Genomic DNA, 19,553 nt, shown 5'->3' with positions numbered 1-19,553 from the left:
TTAAAATTGAAATGACACTATACCCGTTTGCCGCCATAGTTGGGCAGGAGAAACTGAAAAAGGCGCTGCTTTTATGTGCGATCAATCCTGGCATTGGCGGGGTGCTGATCAAAGGTGATAAAGGGACGGCGAAGAGCACGGCGGTGCGCGGATTGGCGGCAGTAATGCCACCTTTGGGCTCTCATGGTGAGTCGGTGCCGTTTGTCGATCTGCCGCTAGGCGCGTCGGAAGACCGTGTGCTGGGCAGTCTGGATATTGAAGCTATTCTTGCCAATAAAACTAAGAAATTATTGCCCGGGCTGCTCGCGGGGGCACATCAGGGGATTTTATATATCGATGAGGTAAACCTGCTTGCGGATCATCTGGTGGACGTTTTGCTGGATGTGGCGGCTTCGGGTGTAAATACCGTGCAGCGTGAAGGCCTTTCGGTGAGTCATCCGGCCAGGTTTGTGCTCATCGGCACCATGAACCCGGAGGAAGGAAACCTTCGCCCACAATTTCTCGACCGTTTCGGAATGATGGTCGAAGTGAGCGCGCAAACCGATGTGCACGCGCGAACGGAGGTGGTGCGAAGGAGGATCGCATTTGAGCGGGATCCGATGGGGTTCGTAGATCAGTGGGTCAGTGGTCAGGAGGTTATCAAGGAGCAGATAAGCAGGGCTCAGCAGCTACTGCCGTCGGTGCAAGTGGCTGACGGATTGCTGAAAATAATTAGCCAATTGTGCATTGAATGGGGGGTGAGCAGTCTTCGGGGCGACATTGTCATGTACAAAACGGCGCTCACGATTGCGGCATTGAATAATCGCACGACTGTAACGCCAGATGATGTACGCGAGGCAGCGGAGCTGGTATTAACGCATCGCAAGGGCAAGAAAGCATTGCCACCACAACCCAATAAATCTTCGGACGACAAACAAGATGATTTGAGCCCGAAAGAGGGCAAGCCATCCAGTTTAAGTTCTTCTCTCCCAAATGAGGACGCTGAACATGAGGATGATCATACTAAATGCGACGACGGAGAGTGCGGGGAAGATATAGACGAACAGATCGTGGGTATTTATTCTGGAATAAACGTTCCTGAATTGTTCAATACTATGTCTGCCGAACGCTCGGATCTTTCGAACGGGCGGAGCGTAAAGGCTAAGCAAACCACGAAGGGATACCAGGTCAGAGCAATCAAAAGTGATCATGTTACGGATATTGCCGTTACTGAAACCGTCCTACATTCGATAATACGCGATCCGGATGGTGCAGGATTTGAAAGGCAGGATTTGCATCAGAAAATCCGGAATGATAAGACCGGTCACCTGATCCTTTTTGTGGTAGATGCCTCCGGTTCCATGGCTGCTGGCAAGCGTATGGAGGCTGTAAAAGGAAGTGTAATGAATTTGCTACAAGACGCTTATCAAAAACGAAATATGGTTGCCGTCATTTCATTCCGAGGGGTAGAGGCTACGGTTTTGCTCGAACCGACACGTAGCACGGAGTTGGCTGAGCAGGCATTGGAAAAGCTTCCGACTGGCGGGCGTACGCCATTGCCACATGCATTGCAGCTCGCGGAACAAATGTTGTCGGCGCTTCCCGGAGCAGGCGGAATTCAACCATTCCTGGTAATATTGAGCGATGGGAAGGCTAATGTACCTTTGCAAGGAGGAAACGGCGACGCATGGGGGCAGTCGTTGCAAATCGCCCGGGAGTTGAATTGTCAGGCCCTGGTGTTGGATACTGAAAGTGGTTATGTCCGTTATGGGAAAGCAAGAACTTTGGCGGAAGCGTTGGGCGCAGAATATTTGTCATTGGAGGAGCTTTCAGCTGATCAGGTTATGGAAACCGTTTCGGAGCGGATCGTTATTTAAATTAAATGGACACCAGAAAGCTACGGCCCATCATGTTTGTCGGGACCGGCTCCGACGTTGGCAAAAGTGTAATTGCAGCCGGTTTTTGCAGGATTTTCAAGCAAGACGGCTATCAACCAGCGCCATTCAAGGCCCAGAATATGTCGCTTAACAGCTTTGTGACAGCGGACGGCCTCGAACTGGGACGCGCGCAGGCCGTCCAGGCCGAAGCGGCACAAATTCCCTGCGAATCGGACATGAACCCGGTGTTGCTGAAACCGACGAGCGACAAATTATCACAGGTAGTCCTGAATGGTAAACCGGTTGGTAATCAGTCGGCTTACGAGTATTTCATGGTCAACGACCGTCGCGAGCTCTTTTCGGCAGTAAAGGATGCATTTGACCGGCTTGCGACCAGGTATTCTCCGATCGTGATGGAGGGAGCAGGCAGTATTTCCGAGCTAAATCTCAAACATCGGGATATAACTAATCTCCGAATGGCCGCGCACGCGGGTGCGGCAACCTACCTGATCGCCGATATTGATAAGGGCGGTGTTTTCGGTAGCGTTTATGGCACCATTGCATTGCTTACGGAGGAGGAACGAGCCTGTATGAAGGGCATTATTATCAACAAATTTCGGGGTGATGGACGCTTGTTCGAAGAAGGAAAGCGAATGTTGGAAGAGCTAACAAGTTTACCTGTGGTGGGTATTTTGCCCTATTTCAGAGATATTCATATTGAGCAGGAGGATTCGGTGTCGCTCGAATTAAAATACCGCTCGGCAATAGAGGGAAAAGTGAATGTAGCCGTGATCCTGTTGAAACGCCTCTCGAATTTTACAGACTTCGACCGTCTCGAGAAAGACCCGCGAGTGAATTTGTATTATACCAATGAGCCTTCGGAAATTGCCAAAGCCTCGGTCATCATCATTCCGGGCAGTAAGAATACCATTGCCGACATGCTGGCAATCAAAAACAATGGTGTTGCAGAATCGATTTACAACGCCCACAGAGCGGGTAGGACGCTGATTGGGATTTGCGGCGGGTATCAGATGCTTGGCGAAAACATTCTCGACCCGCTCCATATAGAAGGTGAAATAGAGGAAATGCCTGGATTGGGCCTGTTACCTGTGAAAACCGTTCTGCAAGCTGAAAAAACGACATTGCAGTGTGCTTTTGATTTCAGAGAGAATGGTGAAGTCTGTTTGGGATATGAAATCCATATGGGAGAAACCACTGCATTGAAAGCGGGTAATGCGGTAGCTACATTAGCCGATGGGCGCAAGGACGGGTACTATCTCAATGCGCGAACGTGGGGCACTTATCTGCATGGCATTCTGGATAATGAAGTGGTGATCGAAAGCATTTTGGCTCCGTACACCAGCGAGAAGGGAATGCACTATGACTATCAGCAATTTAAGGAGCAGCAATACGACAAGCTGGCGGATCTACTGCGCGAGCATATCGATATGGATTTGATTTACAAAAGTATAGCTGAATAAGGTATGTTACACGGCCATGGCGACGATGGTTATCGTTACGGAACGAAAGTTGTTGCGGATTTTAGTACAAATGTCTGGTACGGAGGCGAACCTGCCGGATTGAAAGAATATGTTTTTGAGCGCTGGAACGAAGTAAACCGCTACCCCGAAGTTCTCGCCGAAAGTTTGCGGGAGAAAATTGCCCGTCACCATCAGGTGCCTGCCGAACAAATTCTGGTATGTAACGGAACGATAGAGAGCATTTACCTGATCGCCCAGCTGTTCACCGGCAAACGGACAACGATTGTCATACCGTCCTTTGCGGAGTATGAGGATGCGTGCCTGGCATTCGATCATGAAATAACGAGCCTGAACTGGCAGGATGCATTGGAATTGCCGAGACTGAAGAGCGATCTCGTATTCATTTGCAGTCCTAATAACCCGACCGGACAGGTTTTTCAGGATTTGCAATATTGGTTGAAACTGAATCCCCAATGCCTGTTCGTGGTAGACGAAGCGTTTGTAGATTTCACAGAAGATCAAATCGCTGTCTTATCGCTGGTATCGAAATTTCCCAACTTGTTGGTAATGCGCTCACTGACAAAAGTCTACGCAATCCCGGGCATGCGGCTTGGTTACCTGCTTGCGAGAGAAGATTGGGTCGGGCAACTTGTCAATATCAAACAACCCTGGACAGTAAATACGCTCGCGATAGGTGCAGGGCATTTCATTTATGACCATTTTGATAAGGTCCAGCCGCCGATAAAGCAGTTGCTGTCCGATAAAAGAATGTTCGTTCAAGAATTATGCAAGCTGGAATGTCTCGAAGTAATGGATAGTGACACGCATTTCTTTCTGGCCCGGACATTGGTGCGGAATGCTGCCCAGTTGAAGGAATTTCTGCTTGATAAACACGGCCTCCTTATCCGCGACGCCGGTAATTTTCGTGGTTTAACGCGCCAACATTTCCGGCTTGCGACACAGCGGCCAGAGGACAATGACAAGATGGTCAATGCATTAAAGGAATGGCAGACGCTTTACTATTGATCCTGCCGTTAATCGCAGGCTATTTGCTGGATTTGTGGCTTGGCGACCCTGATCATTGGCCCCATCCGGTGCGTGTTTTCGGCAATGCCATTGCGTTGGGAGAGAAACTTCTGAACCGCGGAAGTTTCAGGTTTTGTAAAGGTGCTACACTGGCTTTCCTGTCGGTTTTAGCGGTGTTTTTTTTCTTTTTGGGATTGGATTTTCTATTGCGCCGAGTACCCTATTTGTATCTCATTATTAATAGTATCTGGGTTTATTATGGTCTGGCAAACCATTCACTGATTGCCGAAGGCAAAAAGGTTTTTTCAGTGCTGGAAACCGAAGGTCTGGAAGCTGGTAGGAAGCAACTTTCGCGGATTGTTGGAAGAGATACTTCACAACTTAGCACGCAGCAGATTCGCATTGCGGTGCTGGAAACCATGTCCGAAAACCTGAGCGACGGTGTAATTGCGCCATTATTCTACTACGCCATTGCGGGTGTCCCGGGGATGATGGCCTACAAGATGATCAACACCATGGATTCGATGATTGGCTACCGCAACGACCGTTACGAGTGGTTCGGGAAGTTTGCCGCGCGTATGGACGACGTTGCTAATTTTATTCCAGCTCGGCTTACGGCGCTGTTGATGGTGTTGGTGACGGGAAGTAGAAGAGGGCTAAAATTTATAATTAAATATGGAGGTAAACATAAAAGCCCTAATGCCGGATATCCCGAAGCTGCACTGGCGGGCATCTTGAATTGCAGGTTCGGCGGGCCGAATGTGTATCATGGGAAACTAGTGGAGAAGCCGTTTATTGGGGAGAATGACAGGTTTATGGGACCGGCCGAAATTGTAAAGGCAAGCACTGTTAATCAACTCGTTTGCATTGGAATGGCCGTTTTGATCATGCTATTTTATGTTGCGCGGTAGTCATTGGTTCCCAAGCCGTATTTTATTAATAAGGTCGATTGGCTCACCCACCACCCTCGCGATTTCCTCAATTGAGTAGACTTTGTCTTTCAAGAGTTTCCGGATGATTTCCAGGGATTTTTCATATTGGCCCTCTTTTTTGGCTCTATCCAGCAAAAATTCTTCAATTCCCATATTCTTGGTTCGTTTCGTTAATGCATCGAGTACTTGATCAAATTTAGCAACAGTCTCATACTTTTCAAAGCGCACGTAGTAACGCAGAAATGCCATTAGTTTTCTGATTTTATGCTTTAGAAAGTTCTTTTCCAGTAAACTTTTGGTCAGCTCGATTTTTAGATCAAGGAGCTCATCTTCATTGAGGGATTTGCGTTTTAGCGCAGTCTTAACTGTCAATATCACGATCGCAAATGGATTGTTGCTATCCCGCAACATTTCGTCATCCTGATCCAGAATTTTGAAGGCATTATATCGGTACAGAATACTTGTTCCCATAAATTCCCGGTAATATTCACAAGGACGAAAGGCCTCATTTCCATCCGTAAAAATGGCGAACGCCGTGACCGGCTTGTTGTACTTGTCCAGAATGCGTGAATAGTATGTGAACATCCGCTGACTAAAATGCGGATCGTGATAGCCTTGTACTTCGATATGCACGAGGATCCATTCATTGTCGCCGTTTTTGCAATGCACTTTTACAAGTTTGTCGACAAAGCGGGTTTGGTATAAATTATCCTCCGGTGGGAATAATTGTTCCAGTTCTTTGTCCAGGTACTCAAAATCTTTCGAAAAATCGAATATCGCGTCGGCTTGCGGATCAAAGAAAAGCAGGAAGTCGTCGAAAATATCTTCCAGAATTGATTTCCAGAGGGTGTCATCTCGTTTCATGCAGCGTGTGTGGAAATGAATGCATGCAATGATAAGCAATAAAATATTGCTAGTTTTGCCGCCAACCAGGTACACGCATTTCGCGTGATTAAAAGGGAATCCGGTGTGAATCCGGAACAGTCTCCGCTGCTGTGAGTTCATTAAGAGGCTCTTGTAGAATGTCACTGGAATCAGTTTCGAATGACTGAATGACCGAATGTTTTATTCAATTATTCGAAATTACTTCCGGGAAGGCGCAAGAGTTGGACGAGTCAGAAGACCTGCCTGCAAAACTTTGCTAACATGGCTTTCGGAAGAAAGGCCGATGACTAAATGATTGTTAGAAAACTACTTGCAGTTCTTCTGCTGTGCGGCTGGATGGCCGGTTGCAGCACTTCTTCGTCGCTTTACGAGAAAAGCGATTCTCATTATTCGGGTAAAGACCTGTTTCCGGAAAAGGTTAAGGTGGCACACGCCAGAGGCTTTACGATTACTTATCACGGGCATTATAAAGTGGTAAAAATCATGAGCCCGTTCGAGAAACTGGCGGATACGCTTACTTATATACTTGTACAACGCGGGACGTCACGGCCCATTGGTTATAAAGACAGCCAGGTGATCGAGATTCCCGTGCGGAGCATGGTGGCCATGTCGTCGCTGCACATTGGGCTGGTGGGTTTCCTGGGTTGTGAGGATATCCTATCAGGCATGGGAAATCTCAATTATGTTTCTTCTCCGAAAGTCATCAGTCGCATTAAATCCGGCAAAATTGCCGAGGTGGGGAAGGATCAGGGGCTGAATGAAGAGCTGCTGGTGGGTATGCATCCCGACCTGGTCATGGCAACCGGGAGCCCGATTGCAAAAGTGAGCCGGTACGAGTCGCTGTATCAGGCCGGGATACCGGTCATGGTGAATTCGGAATGGGTCGAGACGACGCCATTGGGCCGCGCGGAATGGGTGAAGCTGATGGCCGCGTTGATCAACAAGGAAGATCTTGTGAACCGGAAATTTGCCTTCGTTGAAAAGGAGTACAGGAAACTAATGCAATTGACGAGTCAGGTAAAAACGCATCCAAGCCTCATTATCGGGATGAATTCAAGGGATGCCTGGTATGTACCGAACGGGGATAGCTATGTGAACCGTTTTTTTCAGGATGCAGGGGCGTCTTATCATTGGTCCGATACAAAAGCGACCGGAAGCCTGCCGTTAAGCTTTGAAACAGTATATCCTGTCGCATTGGAGGCAGATTACTGGCTGAATGTGAGTATTGGGAACGTTCAGACCAAGAAGGATGTGCTTGCCCGCGACATCAGGTATGCCGACTTTAAGGCCTTCAAAAACAACCACATTTACAGTTATAATAACCGCATGAATGCGCAGGGAGCGAACGATTATTGGGAATCCGGTGCGGTAAATCCGCATTTGGTACTCGCCGATTTGATCCATATTGTCCATCCCGAGCTGTTACCTGAGCACAAATTGATCTACTATAAATCAATCAATTAAATGAAAATATATACCAAAAAGGGTGATAAGGGCACTACGGGTCTGTTTGGCGGCAGTCGGGTAAGCAAAGATGATGTTCGGATCGAATGCATCGGGACGCTCGATGAGGCTAACTCGACGATCGGGTTGTTGCGCGTGAAATTAGGGAACGGACACGAGTGGCAGCAGAATTTGCATAAAATCCAAAAAGACCTGATGGACATGATGTCGCACCTTGCACGTCCGTCGGATGCAAAAAAGGAGAACAAAAACCCGATGCCGATCGATGGGGCCAATTTTTGTGAGGAATGGATCGATGCGCTGGAAGCGGCTATGACTTCGCCATCGGATTATTTTCTATTGCCGGGGGGAAATGAAGTTTCGGCATTATGCCATATGGTGCGCACGCAAATGCGGCGGGGAGAGCGTAGGCTGGTGTCGCTGATCAAGACAGACGAGGTGCATGAAGCCATTCCGGCTTACGTCAACCGGCTTTCCGATCTGTTTTTTACATTGGCCCGAGCTGAAATGGATAAAGCGGGAGTGGCGGAGGAAAAGTGGCAGTTATTTCTGTACAAACGTTTCAAAAACGCGGAGCCTTCATGATCGTGTACCTGACAGGCGGTGTGCGCAGCGGAAAAAGCAGCTTTGCGATGGAATTGGCATTGCAAAAGAGCCAGCATCCCGTGTATGTAGCCACATCCAGAATTTGGGACGAAGATTTTGCGAAACGCGTAAAACGTCACCAGGACGAACGCGGGCCGGAATGGGCGTCACTGGAAAGTGAAAAGGACATTCATTTGCTCCCATTGACGGGCAAAGTGGCGGTGATCGATTGCGTCACTTTGTGGCTGACCAATCTTTTTGTTGCCTTTGAATTTGATATTGAAAAATCATTGGCTGCATTTAAAGCAGAAATCGATGCACTCGTGAAAATTGATGCGACATTAATCATAATCTCTAATGAAATAGGCATGGGCGTTCATGCTGAAACTGAGGCGGGACGGAAATTCGCCGATCTGCAAGGTTGGGCAAACCAGCATGTAGCTGCCGTTGCCGATGAAGCAATTATGATGGTTTCCGGTATTCCATTAACATTAAAATCAATGAAATAACCATGCATATATCCACTATAACCAAACAGGAAATCCAGGCGAAAATCGATTTGAAAACGAAGCCGCTGGGTGCGCTGGGAGCACTGGAAAAACTGGCATTCCAGATCGCCTCTGTACAGGGAACCTTGTCGCCGAAGTTGGTCAATCCGCATATCATGGTCTTCGCGGCCAGCCACGGAATTGCGGCGCAGGGTGTGAGTGCCTATCCGTCGGAAGTAACGCCACAGATGGTACTCAACTTTATAGGAGGAGGTGCGGCGATCAATGTTTTTACACGCCAGCACGGCATTAACCTGCTTTTGGTGGATGCGGGTGTGGATTATGATTTTGGAAAGAACGAAAAGCTGATCGATGCAAAGGTCAATTTCGGTACGAAAAGCTTTGCTGAACAGCCTGCGATGACGGCGGCGGAATGCAGGCAATGTCTCGAAAAGGGGACGGAATTGGTCAGGGAAGTTTACCAAACCGGCTGTAATGTGATCGGCTTCGGTGAAATGGGTATTGGAAATACTTCATCGGCATCGGCGGTTATGAGCCGGCTGCTGCATATTCCGATAGCCGACTGTGTAGGAAAGGGAACGGGCCTTAACGATGCGCAACTATCGAAAAAAATAGCGGTATTAACCGATGCATTGGAACGTCATAAGGATGTAAATGACGACCCGGAATCGGTGCTGACGACATTTGGTGGCTTTGAAATCGCGATGATGTGTGGGGCTATGCTGGAAGCCGCGAAGCTGGGAATGTTGGTTCTGGTGGATGGTTTTATCGCCTCGGTAAGTTATTTAGCTGCATTTAAAATGGAGCCTGCTATCTCACGAAACGCAGTTTTCTGCCATCAATCCAATGAAAGAGGGCACCGTTTGCTGCTTGAATCCGTGGAAGCCGATGCAATTTTGAAACTCGATCTGCGTCTCGGCGAAGGGACCGGATGTGCGCTTGCTTATCCGCTGTTACAATGCGCCGTCGCATTCCTGAATGAAATGGCCAGCTTCGAAAGTGCGGGCGTAAGCCAGAAAATGGAGGGCCAGTAACGAAAGCTTATAGCCGAAAACAGATGTCGCATATCCGTCAGCAGCTCACGCTGTTTTTCACTGCATTGCAATTTTACACCCGTCTGCCAGCGCCGACATGGGTGGCTTACCGGCCCGAATACCTCAGTCTCGCGACGGCCTATTTGCCATTTGTCGGTTGGATTGTAGGCGCGGTAGCAGGAGCTGCATGGCTTCTGACCGACTACCTGACCAACCCTTCGATAGCTATTCTCTGCTCGATGATCATTTCGATCTTACTGACCGGCGCATTCCACGAAGATGGTTTTGCCGACACGTGCGATGGTTTTGGAGGCGGATGGACGCGGGATAAGATTCTGGAAATCATGAAAGATAGTCGGGTGGGTACCTATGCGTCCGTCGGACTGATTCTGATCCTCGGGCTAAAATTCGCACTTCTTCAATCCATCGGAGCACATGCTTCGCAATTTGGGATTATCGCAACGCTTGTGAGCGCGCATGCGCTGAGCAGGCTCATGCCGGTTTTCGTCATTTATATGCTGCCTTACTCGCGCGATACCGATAGCAAGGCGAAGCCAGTCGCCGAAAAGCCCCCTTTTTCCGTATTGATAGCAGCCATTATTTTTGGCGTTTTGCCGCTGTTTCCATTGGCGGTCCTTCTTGCACAACCATTGATTTTCGCTGTTATCCCGATCTTGGGATTGATCACCACCATGCTCGCACGTTATTTCGGAAAATGGATCGGTGGCTACACGGGCGATTGTCTTGGCGCTATTCAGCAGGTTTGTGAAATAGCATTCTACTTTTTGCTTGTGGTGTTATGGAAGTTTGTCTGATCCGGCATACGACTCCCATTTTCGAACCTGGAATGATTTATGGTCGTACAGAACTTTTGCTTCATGCCGATTTTCCTGCCGAGTTGGAAGCTGTCCGGGCAAAGCTTGGTAAAGACTTTGAGATCATGTATTCAAGTCCGGCTCTTCGTTGCATTCAACTTGCCCGGGCGCTTTACACCGATGTTTTGACAGATCCTCGTTTGCAGGAGTTGGATTTTGGTGGCTGGGAGGGCAAAACGTGGAATACTGTGGACCAGCAGGCATTGCAGGCATGGATGGACGATTTCGTGAACGTGTGTACGCCAGGAGGTGAAAGCATGATGCAAATGTATGCGCGCGTGGAGGCATTCTGGAAGGAGCTGGGGCAATCGGGTTATGATAAGGTAGCAATCGTGACGCACGCCGGAGTGATTCGCCTGATCCTTTCCATTGTAAGACAAATCGATTTGCAAGATATATTTAATATTAACGTTAGCTACGGTGAGGTGATTCGGGTTGAAGTTCATTAAATCGTCAACAATTTGTAATTTGAATTTTATATAAACCACTCAAATTGCCGCGCTATGAACCAGGAATATCTTGAAAGTGTCAGAAAACAATTTGAATATTATAAAATGCTGGGAGAGAAGACCATCGCGCAGCTAAGCGACGACCAGCTTTTCTGGAAATACAACGAAGAAAGTAACAGCATTGCCAGCATTGTGAAGCATTTATGGGGAAATATGCTTTCCCGCTGGACCGATTTCCTGACCACCGACGGGGAAAAGGAATGGCGAAGCCGCGATACCGAATTTGATAATGATATCGATGGTCGTGAGGATCTCCTCGCGAAATGGAACGAGGGCTGGAACCGTCTTTTCCATGCATTGGATTCACTCAATGAGTCGAATTGGGAGACTGTCATTTACATTCGAAACCAGGGACATTCAGTGATGGAGGCCATTAACAGGCAATTGGCCCATTATCCTTATCATGTAGGCCAGATCGTGTTTATCGGTAAAATGGCGTTGAATGAAAAATGGTCGTCGCTATCAATACCACGTGGGAAGTCACAAGATTATAATGGCGAAAAATTCGCTCAACCGAAGGCGAGAATGCATTTTACAGACGAGTATATCAAAAAGAAAGGGTATTAGGTCCAAAGACGATAAAGCACCAGGCCGACTAACAATGCCAGGGCAACTGCGGATGCCCAAATAAAGTTGCTGTGGCGATAGAACGGTACGGGCTGCGTCTGGACATCATGCTCCAGCAGTACGCTTTGACGCAAACGTCCCAACAACCGATTGGAAACGGCCGGTTCGATATCTTCCTCGGTTGTGAAGATTTTGCCGGCTTCGGACGTCATCACCTCATCAAAAACCCATTTGCCTGCCGGTGTTTGCAGATGCCGGAACAATTCGTCCTGCTCGTGACCATTACACTGGTTCGAAATGTATTTGTAAACGAGGTTTCTGATGTGAAGTTCTTTGTCCATGCGTCTGTCCCGGTTTGATCAGAATCGCAGTACGGCTTGCTCTCTGCCCGCTCGTGTGAGGATTTGGAAAATGTGGCTTTTGCAGATTTTGAGCAGGTAACCTTTCAGGGAACATTCATTGTTCAGGCAATCGCGGTTTTCCCATAATTTCAGGAATACATCGTGCACAGCTTCTTCGGCATGTTCGGTAGATTTCAGGAAGCGAAGTGCAAAGCGGAACAGATAAGCGTGGTAGGTTTCGTAAACCCTTGTGAAAGAGGGTATGTCGCCGTTACGAATGCTTGCTGCAAGGATGTCATCCTGCATGATCGGTTCTTTCATATTTACAGTTGTTGCGGGCTACGATGGAATCTCAGTTAAAAGCAAGTTACTAATAATTTCTACTTTTTGTAACCAACAACGGAATAAATGCAGGGTAATTGCCCGTAAGTCAGTAGAATGGTTCTGTTACTGGCGTAAACGCCCCCTAACAATGCCGTTTTCACACAGCGCCTATCCTTTTGGTACCCATTAGTTTTGTATCAACCAATCAGTCAAACAAAACTTATATAAACCAAAAGAAATCATGGAAGCTACACTCGTCAATTCGAACGTAAAAAGCCAGGGTAACAAAGGGGTGCTCGCTGGCAAGATCATCAGCGCATTATGCATTTTGTTCCTGCTTTTCGATGCCATTATGAAGGTAATCAAGGAGTCCCATTCGATTGAAGGTTCGGCGGCGCTGGGCTGGCCCGTGGATCAGGTGCAGAGCATTGGAACAGCTTTGCTGATTTCTACGATCCTTTATATCATCCCGCGTACCGCTTTTTTGGGCGCTATTTTAATCACCGGTTACCTCGGCGGTGCCATCGCGATCATGGTGCGTGTGGGTCAGCCTTTGTATTTCGCGGCAGTATTTGGCGTACTTGTCTGGGTCGGGTTGTACCTGCGTGACGAGAAGTTGCGGGCGATGATTCCATTCAAGAAATAAGCGTCAAATTACATTTCGTCAGCAAAGCAAATGGCCGGAACAATTGATCGATTCCGGCCATTTGCTATTATATCAACAAAGGAAATTACACAACGCCACCCATTAACGGATCCGTCTTGGTAACAGCTCCGGTTTCGACATGCCCGGCAAAACGCTCCTCATATGATTTATACCCCTTCACTTTCACGCTGAAATCGTACCATTGAAACGATTTGCCTAGTTCCAGCACGAGCGATGCTTTGCCACCAACGGCAAAAGACTTGTTTTTAACACCTGTTTTATAACTATTATCTTCAATAGTCACCTCATGCGCTTTCGAATCCAGGTTTTCAATTGTTACCATGACATTGCCGGTTGGTTTCGAAGATTTTACCTCATAATCGCAACTCACTTTGAGTTTGGGATTAGCGGCATTTCCCAGAAACTCGCGGTAAAAGCCGTTTGGCCCGTAAATGCGCAGGTGATAAGCATTATTGTCAAAACCAGATAGTTGCCATTCGTCGGTAAGCTGGTCGCCTGCGGCCACGCTGTAATCCCAGGAGCGGAGCGTTTCGTTTTTATAAGGTTTCATCGCATACACCCGAAAAGGAATTCCACTCGATTTTGTGCCAAAAAGTCTGTTACCAGCCTTGAATGACACTTGAAGCGCACTACCAGTGTTACCTACCTGTGCATTTACAAGTGGTTCGTATGGTAATGCGCAAGCCGGCCGCACCCCTTTTTCCTGAACCGGAAACAGCGGTGATTTTCCCGGATTTGCGTTAAGGTCGCCAAGCTCCGTCGCGTCGAGCTTTTTGAAATTTTCGGGAGCTTGCTTGAACTGCGCCTGGTGAATGCTTTCGATGAATTGCTTTTGTTGGAGGAAAACCGGTTTCTCGATCTTTTCTCCATTATAAGGCCGGAAAACAGAAGTCAGATCACCGCAGATGGTCCGTCGCCATTGCGTAATGTTCTCTTCGTGGACTTTTTTCTTAAACTTCTTTTCTAAAAAGTTTTCAAGGAATTGCAGCGACGAAGTATGGTCAAAGACTTCTGAATTGACATATCCACCCCTCGACCAAGGCGAAGCGATGATCATCGGTACACGATACCCAAGCCCGATGGAGCCTTCACGAATGCTGGCAGGATTGGCCGACGGATTGGTTTGCTGGTCTGCCAATGCGAAATCGAGCTTTGGATCGATCCCGGCGGATACTTTACCAGTGTTTTCTTGATAAGGATTAGGAACTGTAAATGGAGGCACATGGTCGAAATAGCCGTCATTTTCATCATAAGTCACAATGAAAATGGTCTTCTTCCAAACTTCCGGGTTTTGCAAAAGGATTTCCATGGCCTCGCTTACATACCACGGCCCAAACCAGGGCTCGCCCGGGTGATCGGAGAAATGCGCCGGCGGCATGAGCCAAGAAACGGTCGGTAATGTGCCGTTTTTTACGTCTTCTCTAAATTGGTGGAATACATCGCCTTTGGGTACATTCAATGTCCGTTCAGTACCATTGTCGGCGTACTGCATCGACGTCAGTTCATGGAAATGAGGGTCGCTGATGTTGGTTGTGAACGCCCTGTCATTCAGATTTTTCTCCCTGTCGGATAGGCGGGCTTGCGTTTCCTTATTGAACTTCGTCTGTGCTGTTTCAATGTTCTTCAAAAGCCGTTTAGCCGCTGCGAGCCGTGTGGCGGCGCGGGCATCGGTGCCTGCTTCTTTTTCCAGATCGGCAATGGTCTGGACGATTGTTTGCCGTTTAGTTTCAAGATTGGCGAATCCGCCCTCGTGGAAACGCACATTGTAAGCTTTGAAATACTCCAATACATTGGTGCCAAAGTTGCTGAGCCATGCGCTTTCTTCACCTTTAAGCCCATAACCCATTGTGATTTCATTCTGGTAAACCTTCCAGTCAATGCCGTTTTCTTCGAGGCGTTCGGGATAGGTTTTCCATTCGAGTTCGGGATATTCATAATTGCTGATATTCCACAAATGTGCAATGCCCGACGGCTCGTTTTTCTCCCGAACTGTGCCCGACATCCAGTAATAGCGGTTGGGGTGCGTGCCGGTAATGCTCGAACAGAAATTGTGGTCGCAAACGGTGAATGCGTCGGCGAGCGAATAATAGAATGGGAAGTCCGAGCGGTCGCAATATCCCATAGTGAGCGGAATGTGCGAATATTGTTTGTTGCGCGGGGCTTTTACGTCGAGCCAGCGGTCGTATTTGCCGTTGTTCATGGCGTCGGTCTGGTCGGTCCAGCCGTGCGGGATGGAACCCATCCAGGCCACTTTGGTATCTTTTACATTCAGGCGGAAAGGTCCGTAAGTGTCGCCTGCCTTATTGGTTTGGAACCATACCTTATTTTTATCCGGCAGCTCGATCGCACGGGGATCGTTGAAACCGCGAACGCCCTGCAACATGCCAAGTTGGTGATCGAACGAGCGGTTTTCCTGCATCAGGAATACGATATGCTCGGCGTCGTAAAAAGTACTACCTGGTGCCGGGTCGATGGCTAGTGCCTTTTGAATGACAGGTGGAAGTGTATTGGCCACTGCGCCCGTACCCGCAAGCAGAGCGGCTTTTTTAAGAAAATCTCTTCTTGAATCCATTAATACCGGTGAATTTAGGACTTCAAATTTATTTCACGGATCAGCTCCGGCTGTTACCCGAGGGTTATGATTTCATCATTTTTATATCATTATCTTTGAGAAAAGCACTTTCAACAACAGATCTATGGCAGCTATCGAGGCTATTAAGGAAAAGCCGTCGAACCCAACGGCCCAGGAATTTGCCGAACACATGGAAAAATTCCGTTCGCCGGTAGAAGCATTAAAACTGATGCGTTATTTTAAAACCGGTCAGGGGCAATATGGGGAAGGGGATATTTTCATGGGCGTGCGCATGGGACAGATTTTCGAACTGGCCAAAGCTTACATCCATATGCCGCTGGAAGAAATCGAATTGATGCTCGAAAATCCGATCCATGAAATAAGGACGGGTGCGTTGAGCATTATCGACAAGCAGGCGAGAAGCAAAAAGACAACGGCCGATCAACGGAAGCTGCTATTTGAGTTGTATTTGCGTAACACACACAGGATCAACAACTGGGACCTGGTGGACATCTGTGCACCGCATGTAGTAGGCGGGTACCTTTACATTTCCAGGGAGCCGCGGGAGGTGCTTTACAAACTGGCTGAATCGGAAAGTATTTGGGAGCGTCGTACTGCCATCGTCGCGACAGGGTATTTTATCAAAAAAGGAGATATAGCAGATACTTTTAGGATCGCGAAACTGCTTTTGAATGACAAGCAAGATCTCATTCATAAAGCCACCGGCTGGATGCTACGAAGCGCAGGCCAGGTAAACCGTGCAGAATTACAACGATTTCTCGATAAACACGCCGCTACCATGCCCCGGACCTTGCTGCGGTATTCCATCGAGCATTTCGACAAACCATTGCGCAGTCATTATATGGGTTTGAAGGGGCAGGGTAGCGGCTTTTGAAGTGCGACTTCCGAAGCGATTATTTTGCGGGTGTGATCACGATATTGCGGTATTCAACCGGACCGTGGTCGCCCTGGATGTAGAGTGGGCCGGGTTCGCCCTCATTGCTGTCGAGCGCGCCACCGGTAATGCCGGGGATTTCCTGGTTGCTGATGACGGTTTTGCCGTTCGCAACCAGCGTCAGCATGCGGCCTACCAATGTAATGTCAAATGAATTCCATTCGCCCGCGTCCTTGGCTACCATTTCGCTTGGCACGATGAAGCCGTAAATAGCACCCATCTGATCGAGAGACGGCTCCATGCCTTTGCCGTCGGTGATCTGCACTTCGTAGCGGCCCCGCAGATAGACACCGCTGTTGCTGCCTTTCGGAATGCGAAACTCGATATGTAGTTTAAAATCGCCGAATTTCTGATCGGTAACCAGGTTAGCGCCCGATTTCGGGCTCCGGAGAATGCCATTTTCAGCAATCCATTGGTTTTCGCCGCTAGCATGCCAACCTTTGATTTCATTGCCGGCCGTCAGTTTGATAGGTGCGCCCCAGGCTGGCATCGCTTTTCCGCGTAACGACGGAGCGCGGACGCCTTTGTAGCTGTATGTCTTGCCGTCGGGGGTGGTTAGTGAGCCCGTAATGGCGTCGCCAGACACCGTTCCTTCCACTTTTAGATCGCTTTCTCCGCGCTCCCACTGTGGGGGAATCGCAAAGTCGAATTTGCCTTCTTGAAAATGTACCACAGAAATTGGTCGTGCGCTGCCGGAGAAGCCTGTAAATTGCCCCACGAGCGTTTTGTTGCCCGAGTGCCGCACTTCCAGCCACGATGGCAAAGTTTTGCCATTCGCATCTACTGAAATGTCCCAGCGGCCTTCGATAGGAGAAGCAAGGGGAGCGGGATTGGCTTTTGTCGAAAAGGTTGCCATCAGCAGTGCGCCTGCCGAAAGCATTAGGCTCCGGGATGCCCGGCACAGGTTAGTTTGAAATACTTTCTTCATAAATTTTTTAGGTATTAAAGATTGGGAAAGTTAGAGATAAAAATCAACTGTTGCTTGAATGATCAAAAAGCCATTTGTGGAAACATGGAAGGCAGCCTATCTACTCGTTTGGGAAGTTTCGACGTTTCGTTACTGGTACCGCAAGAATCGTCCGATTGGATCCGTCATTGCAGCAAATTTCTTTTGAAATTTGTAGGTAATAAAGAGAAAACTATGAAACGCATTGCGCAAATAACCGATATCCATTTAATGGAAGAATGGTCGGCCAAAAACGGAGCTGATACAGATACAAACCTGAAACTGATCTTGCAGGACGTTGGCGCGCGAGGGATAAGAGATGTAATTTTTACAGGCGATATCGGTCATCCCGACGCTTTTGAGCGTTTTTTTGCATTGCTCAAAGATTTTCATTTTATAGTAATACCCGGTAATCATGACAAGTTTGCCGACATTAAGCCGCATTATCATCCGGCATACCTGAGCACTAAGAACGAAATGTTTCATTCCGAAGAGGACGTATATTTTAAATATATTTTTCTCGATTCATCTTCCGATTCTGTCGGTGAAGCGCAACTACAATGGCTCGCAAACGAACTGATTACGACAAAGAAAGTGCTTCTTTTTATACATCACCCGGTTTTACAGGTGCTTACGGCAGTCGATTTTAAATACCCATTACTAACCCGTGATGCGGTGAAGAATGTGTTAGTGCGGAGCGGTCGTGATGTTACTGTTTTTAGCGGGCATTATCATACGGATGACTTTACCAAAGAAGAGAATATTATGCAATACGTAACACCAGCCGCGTCGGTGCAGATGGAAAAGAGCCCGTTGGAGATTGTGGTCCACAGTCGTTATTATGGTTACCGTATTATCGAGCTGGATGGGCACACGGTGCGGACTGAGGTGGTGCTGAACCATGGGGATAGGTTTGACATAACCGTTTTTCGTGCCGGTTAATAACTGGACTCCTTACCAATGCCTTGATTTGCAGGTAATTTGCCGTCTGATATCGCTTTTTTACAATACACACTTTCGAAAATAGCCTTAGTTTTGCAGCGTCAATACAAAAAGCCCTTTTTCATAAACGATGAAGTTAGGTTATCAGGTTTTGCTTTCGGCATTTTTCGTGGGATTATATCGCTATGCGGTGCATTGGAAAACTGTTGGTTCGTGCCGGAAGTTTGGTGTCAGGATACACCCAGAGAGTGCTCTGGAATTTTTCAAGGTGCCTATTGCGCCGCTTTTTGATCAGTTTAGCGATTTGGAGAGTTGCTTCGGAAAGGAGATCAATCGGCTCGTGGATGACGTATATTGGGCAAAGTGCCCACGAGTATTTTCCAGGACGAATTCCAATATTTCAGGCTACCAGATAAGCAGATGATGTTCGCCTGAGCCAGTTTTAACTTAAATATCTATTCACCATGAAACTCGTTTATCTGGCCGTTTCCGCGGCCCTATGGTCAATTTGTGCCTTTACAAACGCACCCGAAAATTCCGAACAAGTAGTTCGTAAGCAGCCGGTTTCAGTAGCCGGGCATCAGAAAGCCATCGTCGCTTCGAATGATGACGTTGTCAAGAGGGGCGAATACCTTGTGACTATTATGGGCTGTGCTGACTGTCACGCACCCAAGAAAATGACTCCGAAGGGGCCCGCACCTGATATGGACCGGTTCCTGTCGGGTTATAACAGCAGCCAGCCGCTGGGTACATTTGATAAAAATATTCTTAAAACAGGCGAATGGGTCGTATTCAATGGCCAAAGTACTGCTTTTGCCGGTCCTTGGGGGATTTCGTTTGCCGCCAACCTGACACCCGACGAAACCGGAATTGGGACGTGGACGTTCGAACAGTTCGATACCGCGATGCGCAAAGGCAAGTTCAAAGGCCTGGAAAACAGTCGTCCATTGTTGCCTCCAATGCCCTGGTTCAATTATGTAAATGTGGCCGACAGTGATATGCGTGCGATTTTTGCTTATTTGAAATCCATTAAACCGGTTTCCAATGCAGTGCCGTCGCATATTCCGCCAGCTCCCTGAGACT

20 protein-coding genes and 1 riboswitch are annotated in these 19,553 nt (G+C 48.0%); of the genes, 15 read left to right on the top strand and 5 right to left on the bottom strand.

Annotated elements, in window-relative coordinates; all coding sequences use genetic code 11:
- Positions 1-11 precede the first annotated feature (11 nt).
- Genes LZD49_RS11805 through cbiB form a run of 4 tightly spaced genes read left to right on the top strand, consistent with a single transcriptional unit; the run spans position 12 to position 5,274 of the window.
- Positions 12-1,856: a magnesium chelatase subunit D family protein gene (locus tag LZD49_RS11805; protein WP_234667554.1), complete on the top strand. Its 1,845-nt coding sequence runs from the start codon at positions 12-14 to the stop codon at positions 1,854-1,856.
- Between the two features lie 5 nt (positions 1,857-1,861).
- Positions 1,862-3,337 (top strand): cobyric acid synthase, encoded by a 1,476-nt coding sequence (locus LZD49_RS11800; protein ID WP_234667553.1) that lies wholly within the window; start codon positions 1,862-1,864, stop codon positions 3,335-3,337.
- A 3-nt stretch (positions 3,338-3,340) separates the two neighbouring features.
- On the top strand, positions 3,341-4,363 hold the full coding sequence (locus LZD49_RS11795; protein WP_234667552.1) for a histidinol-phosphate transaminase: 1,023 nt from the start codon (positions 3,341-3,343) through the stop codon (positions 4,361-4,363).
- Positions 4,342-5,274, top strand: a complete 933-nt coding sequence (gene cbiB / locus LZD49_RS11790) for an adenosylcobinamide-phosphate synthase CbiB (RefSeq protein ID WP_234667551.1) — start codon at positions 4,342-4,344, stop codon at positions 5,272-5,274. Before LZD49_RS11795 ends, cbiB begins: the two co-directional genes overlap by 22 nt.
- Here cbiB and LZD49_RS11785 read toward each other — a convergent pair whose 3' ends face one another.
- The gene (locus LZD49_RS11785) at positions 5,275-6,159 is read right to left on the bottom strand and encodes a hypothetical protein (RefSeq protein WP_234667550.1); all 885 of its coding nucleotides are present in this window, start codon (positions 6,157-6,159) and stop codon (positions 5,275-5,277) included.
- 50 nt (positions 6,160-6,209) lie between these two features.
- A riboswitch (cobalamin riboswitch) is annotated at positions 6,210-6,442 on the top strand.
- A gap of 29 nt (positions 6,443-6,471) precedes the next feature.
- Here LZD49_RS11785 and LZD49_RS11780 point away from each other — a divergent pair.
- Genes LZD49_RS11780 through LZD49_RS11750 form a run of 7 tightly spaced genes read left to right on the top strand, consistent with a single transcriptional unit; the run spans position 6,472 to position 11,723 of the window.
- Positions 6,472-7,644: an ABC transporter substrate-binding protein gene (locus LZD49_RS11780; protein WP_234667549.1), complete on the top strand. Its 1,173-nt coding sequence runs from the start codon at positions 6,472-6,474 to the stop codon at positions 7,642-7,644.
- Positions 7,645-8,229 (top strand): cob(I)yrinic acid a,c-diamide adenosyltransferase, encoded by a 585-nt coding sequence (locus tag LZD49_RS11775; protein ID WP_234667548.1) that lies wholly within the window; start codon positions 7,645-7,647, stop codon positions 8,227-8,229.
- On the top strand, positions 8,226-8,738 hold the full coding sequence (locus tag LZD49_RS11770; RefSeq protein WP_234667547.1) for a bifunctional adenosylcobinamide kinase/adenosylcobinamide-phosphate guanylyltransferase: 513 nt from the start codon (positions 8,226-8,228) through the stop codon (positions 8,736-8,738). Before LZD49_RS11775 ends, LZD49_RS11770 begins: the two co-directional genes overlap by 4 nt.
- A gap of 2 nt (positions 8,739-8,740) precedes the next feature.
- Complete coding sequence (cobT, locus tag LZD49_RS11765; RefSeq protein ID WP_234667546.1) at positions 8,741-9,772, top strand: nicotinate-nucleotide--dimethylbenzimidazole phosphoribosyltransferase; 1,032 nt, start codon at positions 8,741-8,743, stop codon at positions 9,770-9,772.
- A gap of 23 nt (positions 9,773-9,795) precedes the next feature.
- Positions 9,796-10,587, top strand: coding sequence for an adenosylcobinamide-GDP ribazoletransferase (locus tag LZD49_RS11760; protein WP_234667545.1), 792 nt, complete (start codon positions 9,796-9,798; stop codon positions 10,585-10,587).
- The gene (gene cobC, locus LZD49_RS11755) at positions 10,572-11,096 is read left to right on the top strand and encodes an alpha-ribazole phosphatase family protein (protein ID WP_234667544.1); all 525 of its coding nucleotides are present in this window, start codon (positions 10,572-10,574) and stop codon (positions 11,094-11,096) included. Before LZD49_RS11760 ends, cobC begins: the two co-directional genes overlap by 16 nt.
- Positions 11,097-11,150: 54 nt before the next feature.
- Positions 11,151-11,723 carry a DUF1572 domain-containing protein gene (locus tag LZD49_RS11750; RefSeq protein ID WP_234667543.1) on the top strand — a complete coding sequence of 191 codons (573 nt, stop codon included), beginning with the start codon at positions 11,151-11,153 and terminating at the stop codon, positions 11,721-11,723.
- On the opposite strand, the gene LZD49_RS11745 is transcribed toward LZD49_RS11750, so the two are convergent.
- Both LZD49_RS11745 and LZD49_RS11740 read right to left on the bottom strand, forming a co-directional pair.
- Entirely contained in the window at positions 11,720-12,064 is a 345-nt protein-coding gene (locus LZD49_RS11745) for a hypothetical protein (RefSeq protein ID WP_234667542.1), read from the bottom strand. The two genes, LZD49_RS11750 and LZD49_RS11745, sit on opposite strands and share 4 nt — an antisense overlap.
- Before the next feature lie 18 nt (positions 12,065-12,082).
- Positions 12,083-12,385, bottom strand: a complete 303-nt coding sequence (locus tag LZD49_RS11740) for an RNA polymerase sigma factor (protein WP_234667541.1) — start codon at positions 12,383-12,385, stop codon at positions 12,083-12,085.
- Between the two features lie 244 nt (positions 12,386-12,629).
- Here LZD49_RS11740 and LZD49_RS11735 point away from each other — a divergent pair, with 244 nt between their 5' ends.
- Positions 12,630-13,034, top strand: coding sequence for a DoxX family protein (locus LZD49_RS11735; protein ID WP_234667540.1), 405 nt, complete (start codon positions 12,630-12,632; stop codon positions 13,032-13,034).
- A gap of 85 nt (positions 13,035-13,119) precedes the next feature.
- Here LZD49_RS11735 and LZD49_RS11730 read toward each other — a convergent pair whose 3' ends face one another.
- On the bottom strand, positions 13,120-15,627 hold the full coding sequence (locus LZD49_RS11730; RefSeq protein WP_234667539.1) for a phosphocholine-specific phospholipase C: 2,508 nt from the start codon (positions 15,625-15,627) through the stop codon (positions 13,120-13,122).
- Positions 15,628-15,751: 124 nt separating this feature from the next.
- Here LZD49_RS11730 and LZD49_RS11725 point away from each other — a divergent pair, with 124 nt between their 5' ends.
- Positions 15,752-16,522 (top strand): DNA alkylation repair protein, encoded by a 771-nt coding sequence (locus tag LZD49_RS11725; RefSeq protein WP_234667538.1) that lies wholly within the window; start codon positions 15,752-15,754, stop codon positions 16,520-16,522.
- Positions 16,523-16,541: 19 nt separating this feature from the next.
- Here LZD49_RS11725 and LZD49_RS11720 read toward each other — a convergent pair whose 3' ends face one another.
- Entirely contained in the window at positions 16,542-17,510 is a 969-nt protein-coding gene (locus LZD49_RS11720; RefSeq protein ID WP_234667537.1) for a DUF1080 domain-containing protein, read from the bottom strand.
- Positions 17,511-17,723: 213 nt separating this feature from the next.
- On the opposite strand from LZD49_RS11720, the gene LZD49_RS11715 reads away from it, so the two are divergent.
- Positions 17,724-18,470 (top strand): metallophosphoesterase, encoded by a 747-nt coding sequence (locus LZD49_RS11715; protein WP_234667536.1) that lies wholly within the window; start codon positions 17,724-17,726, stop codon positions 18,468-18,470.
- A 464-nt stretch (positions 18,471-18,934) separates the two neighbouring features.
- The gene (locus LZD49_RS11710) at positions 18,935-19,549 is read left to right on the top strand and encodes a c-type cytochrome (protein ID WP_234667535.1); all 615 of its coding nucleotides are present in this window, start codon (positions 18,935-18,937) and stop codon (positions 19,547-19,549) included.
- Positions 19,550-19,553 lie beyond the last annotated feature (4 nt).

The organism is Dyadobacter sp. CY261 (assembly GCF_021440085.1).
GTDB lineage: Bacteria > Bacteroidota > Bacteroidia > Cytophagales > Spirosomataceae > Dyadobacter.
The sequence above is the reverse complement of the archived record's forward strand: the minus strand, read 5'-3'. Positions and strand labels throughout refer to the sequence as shown.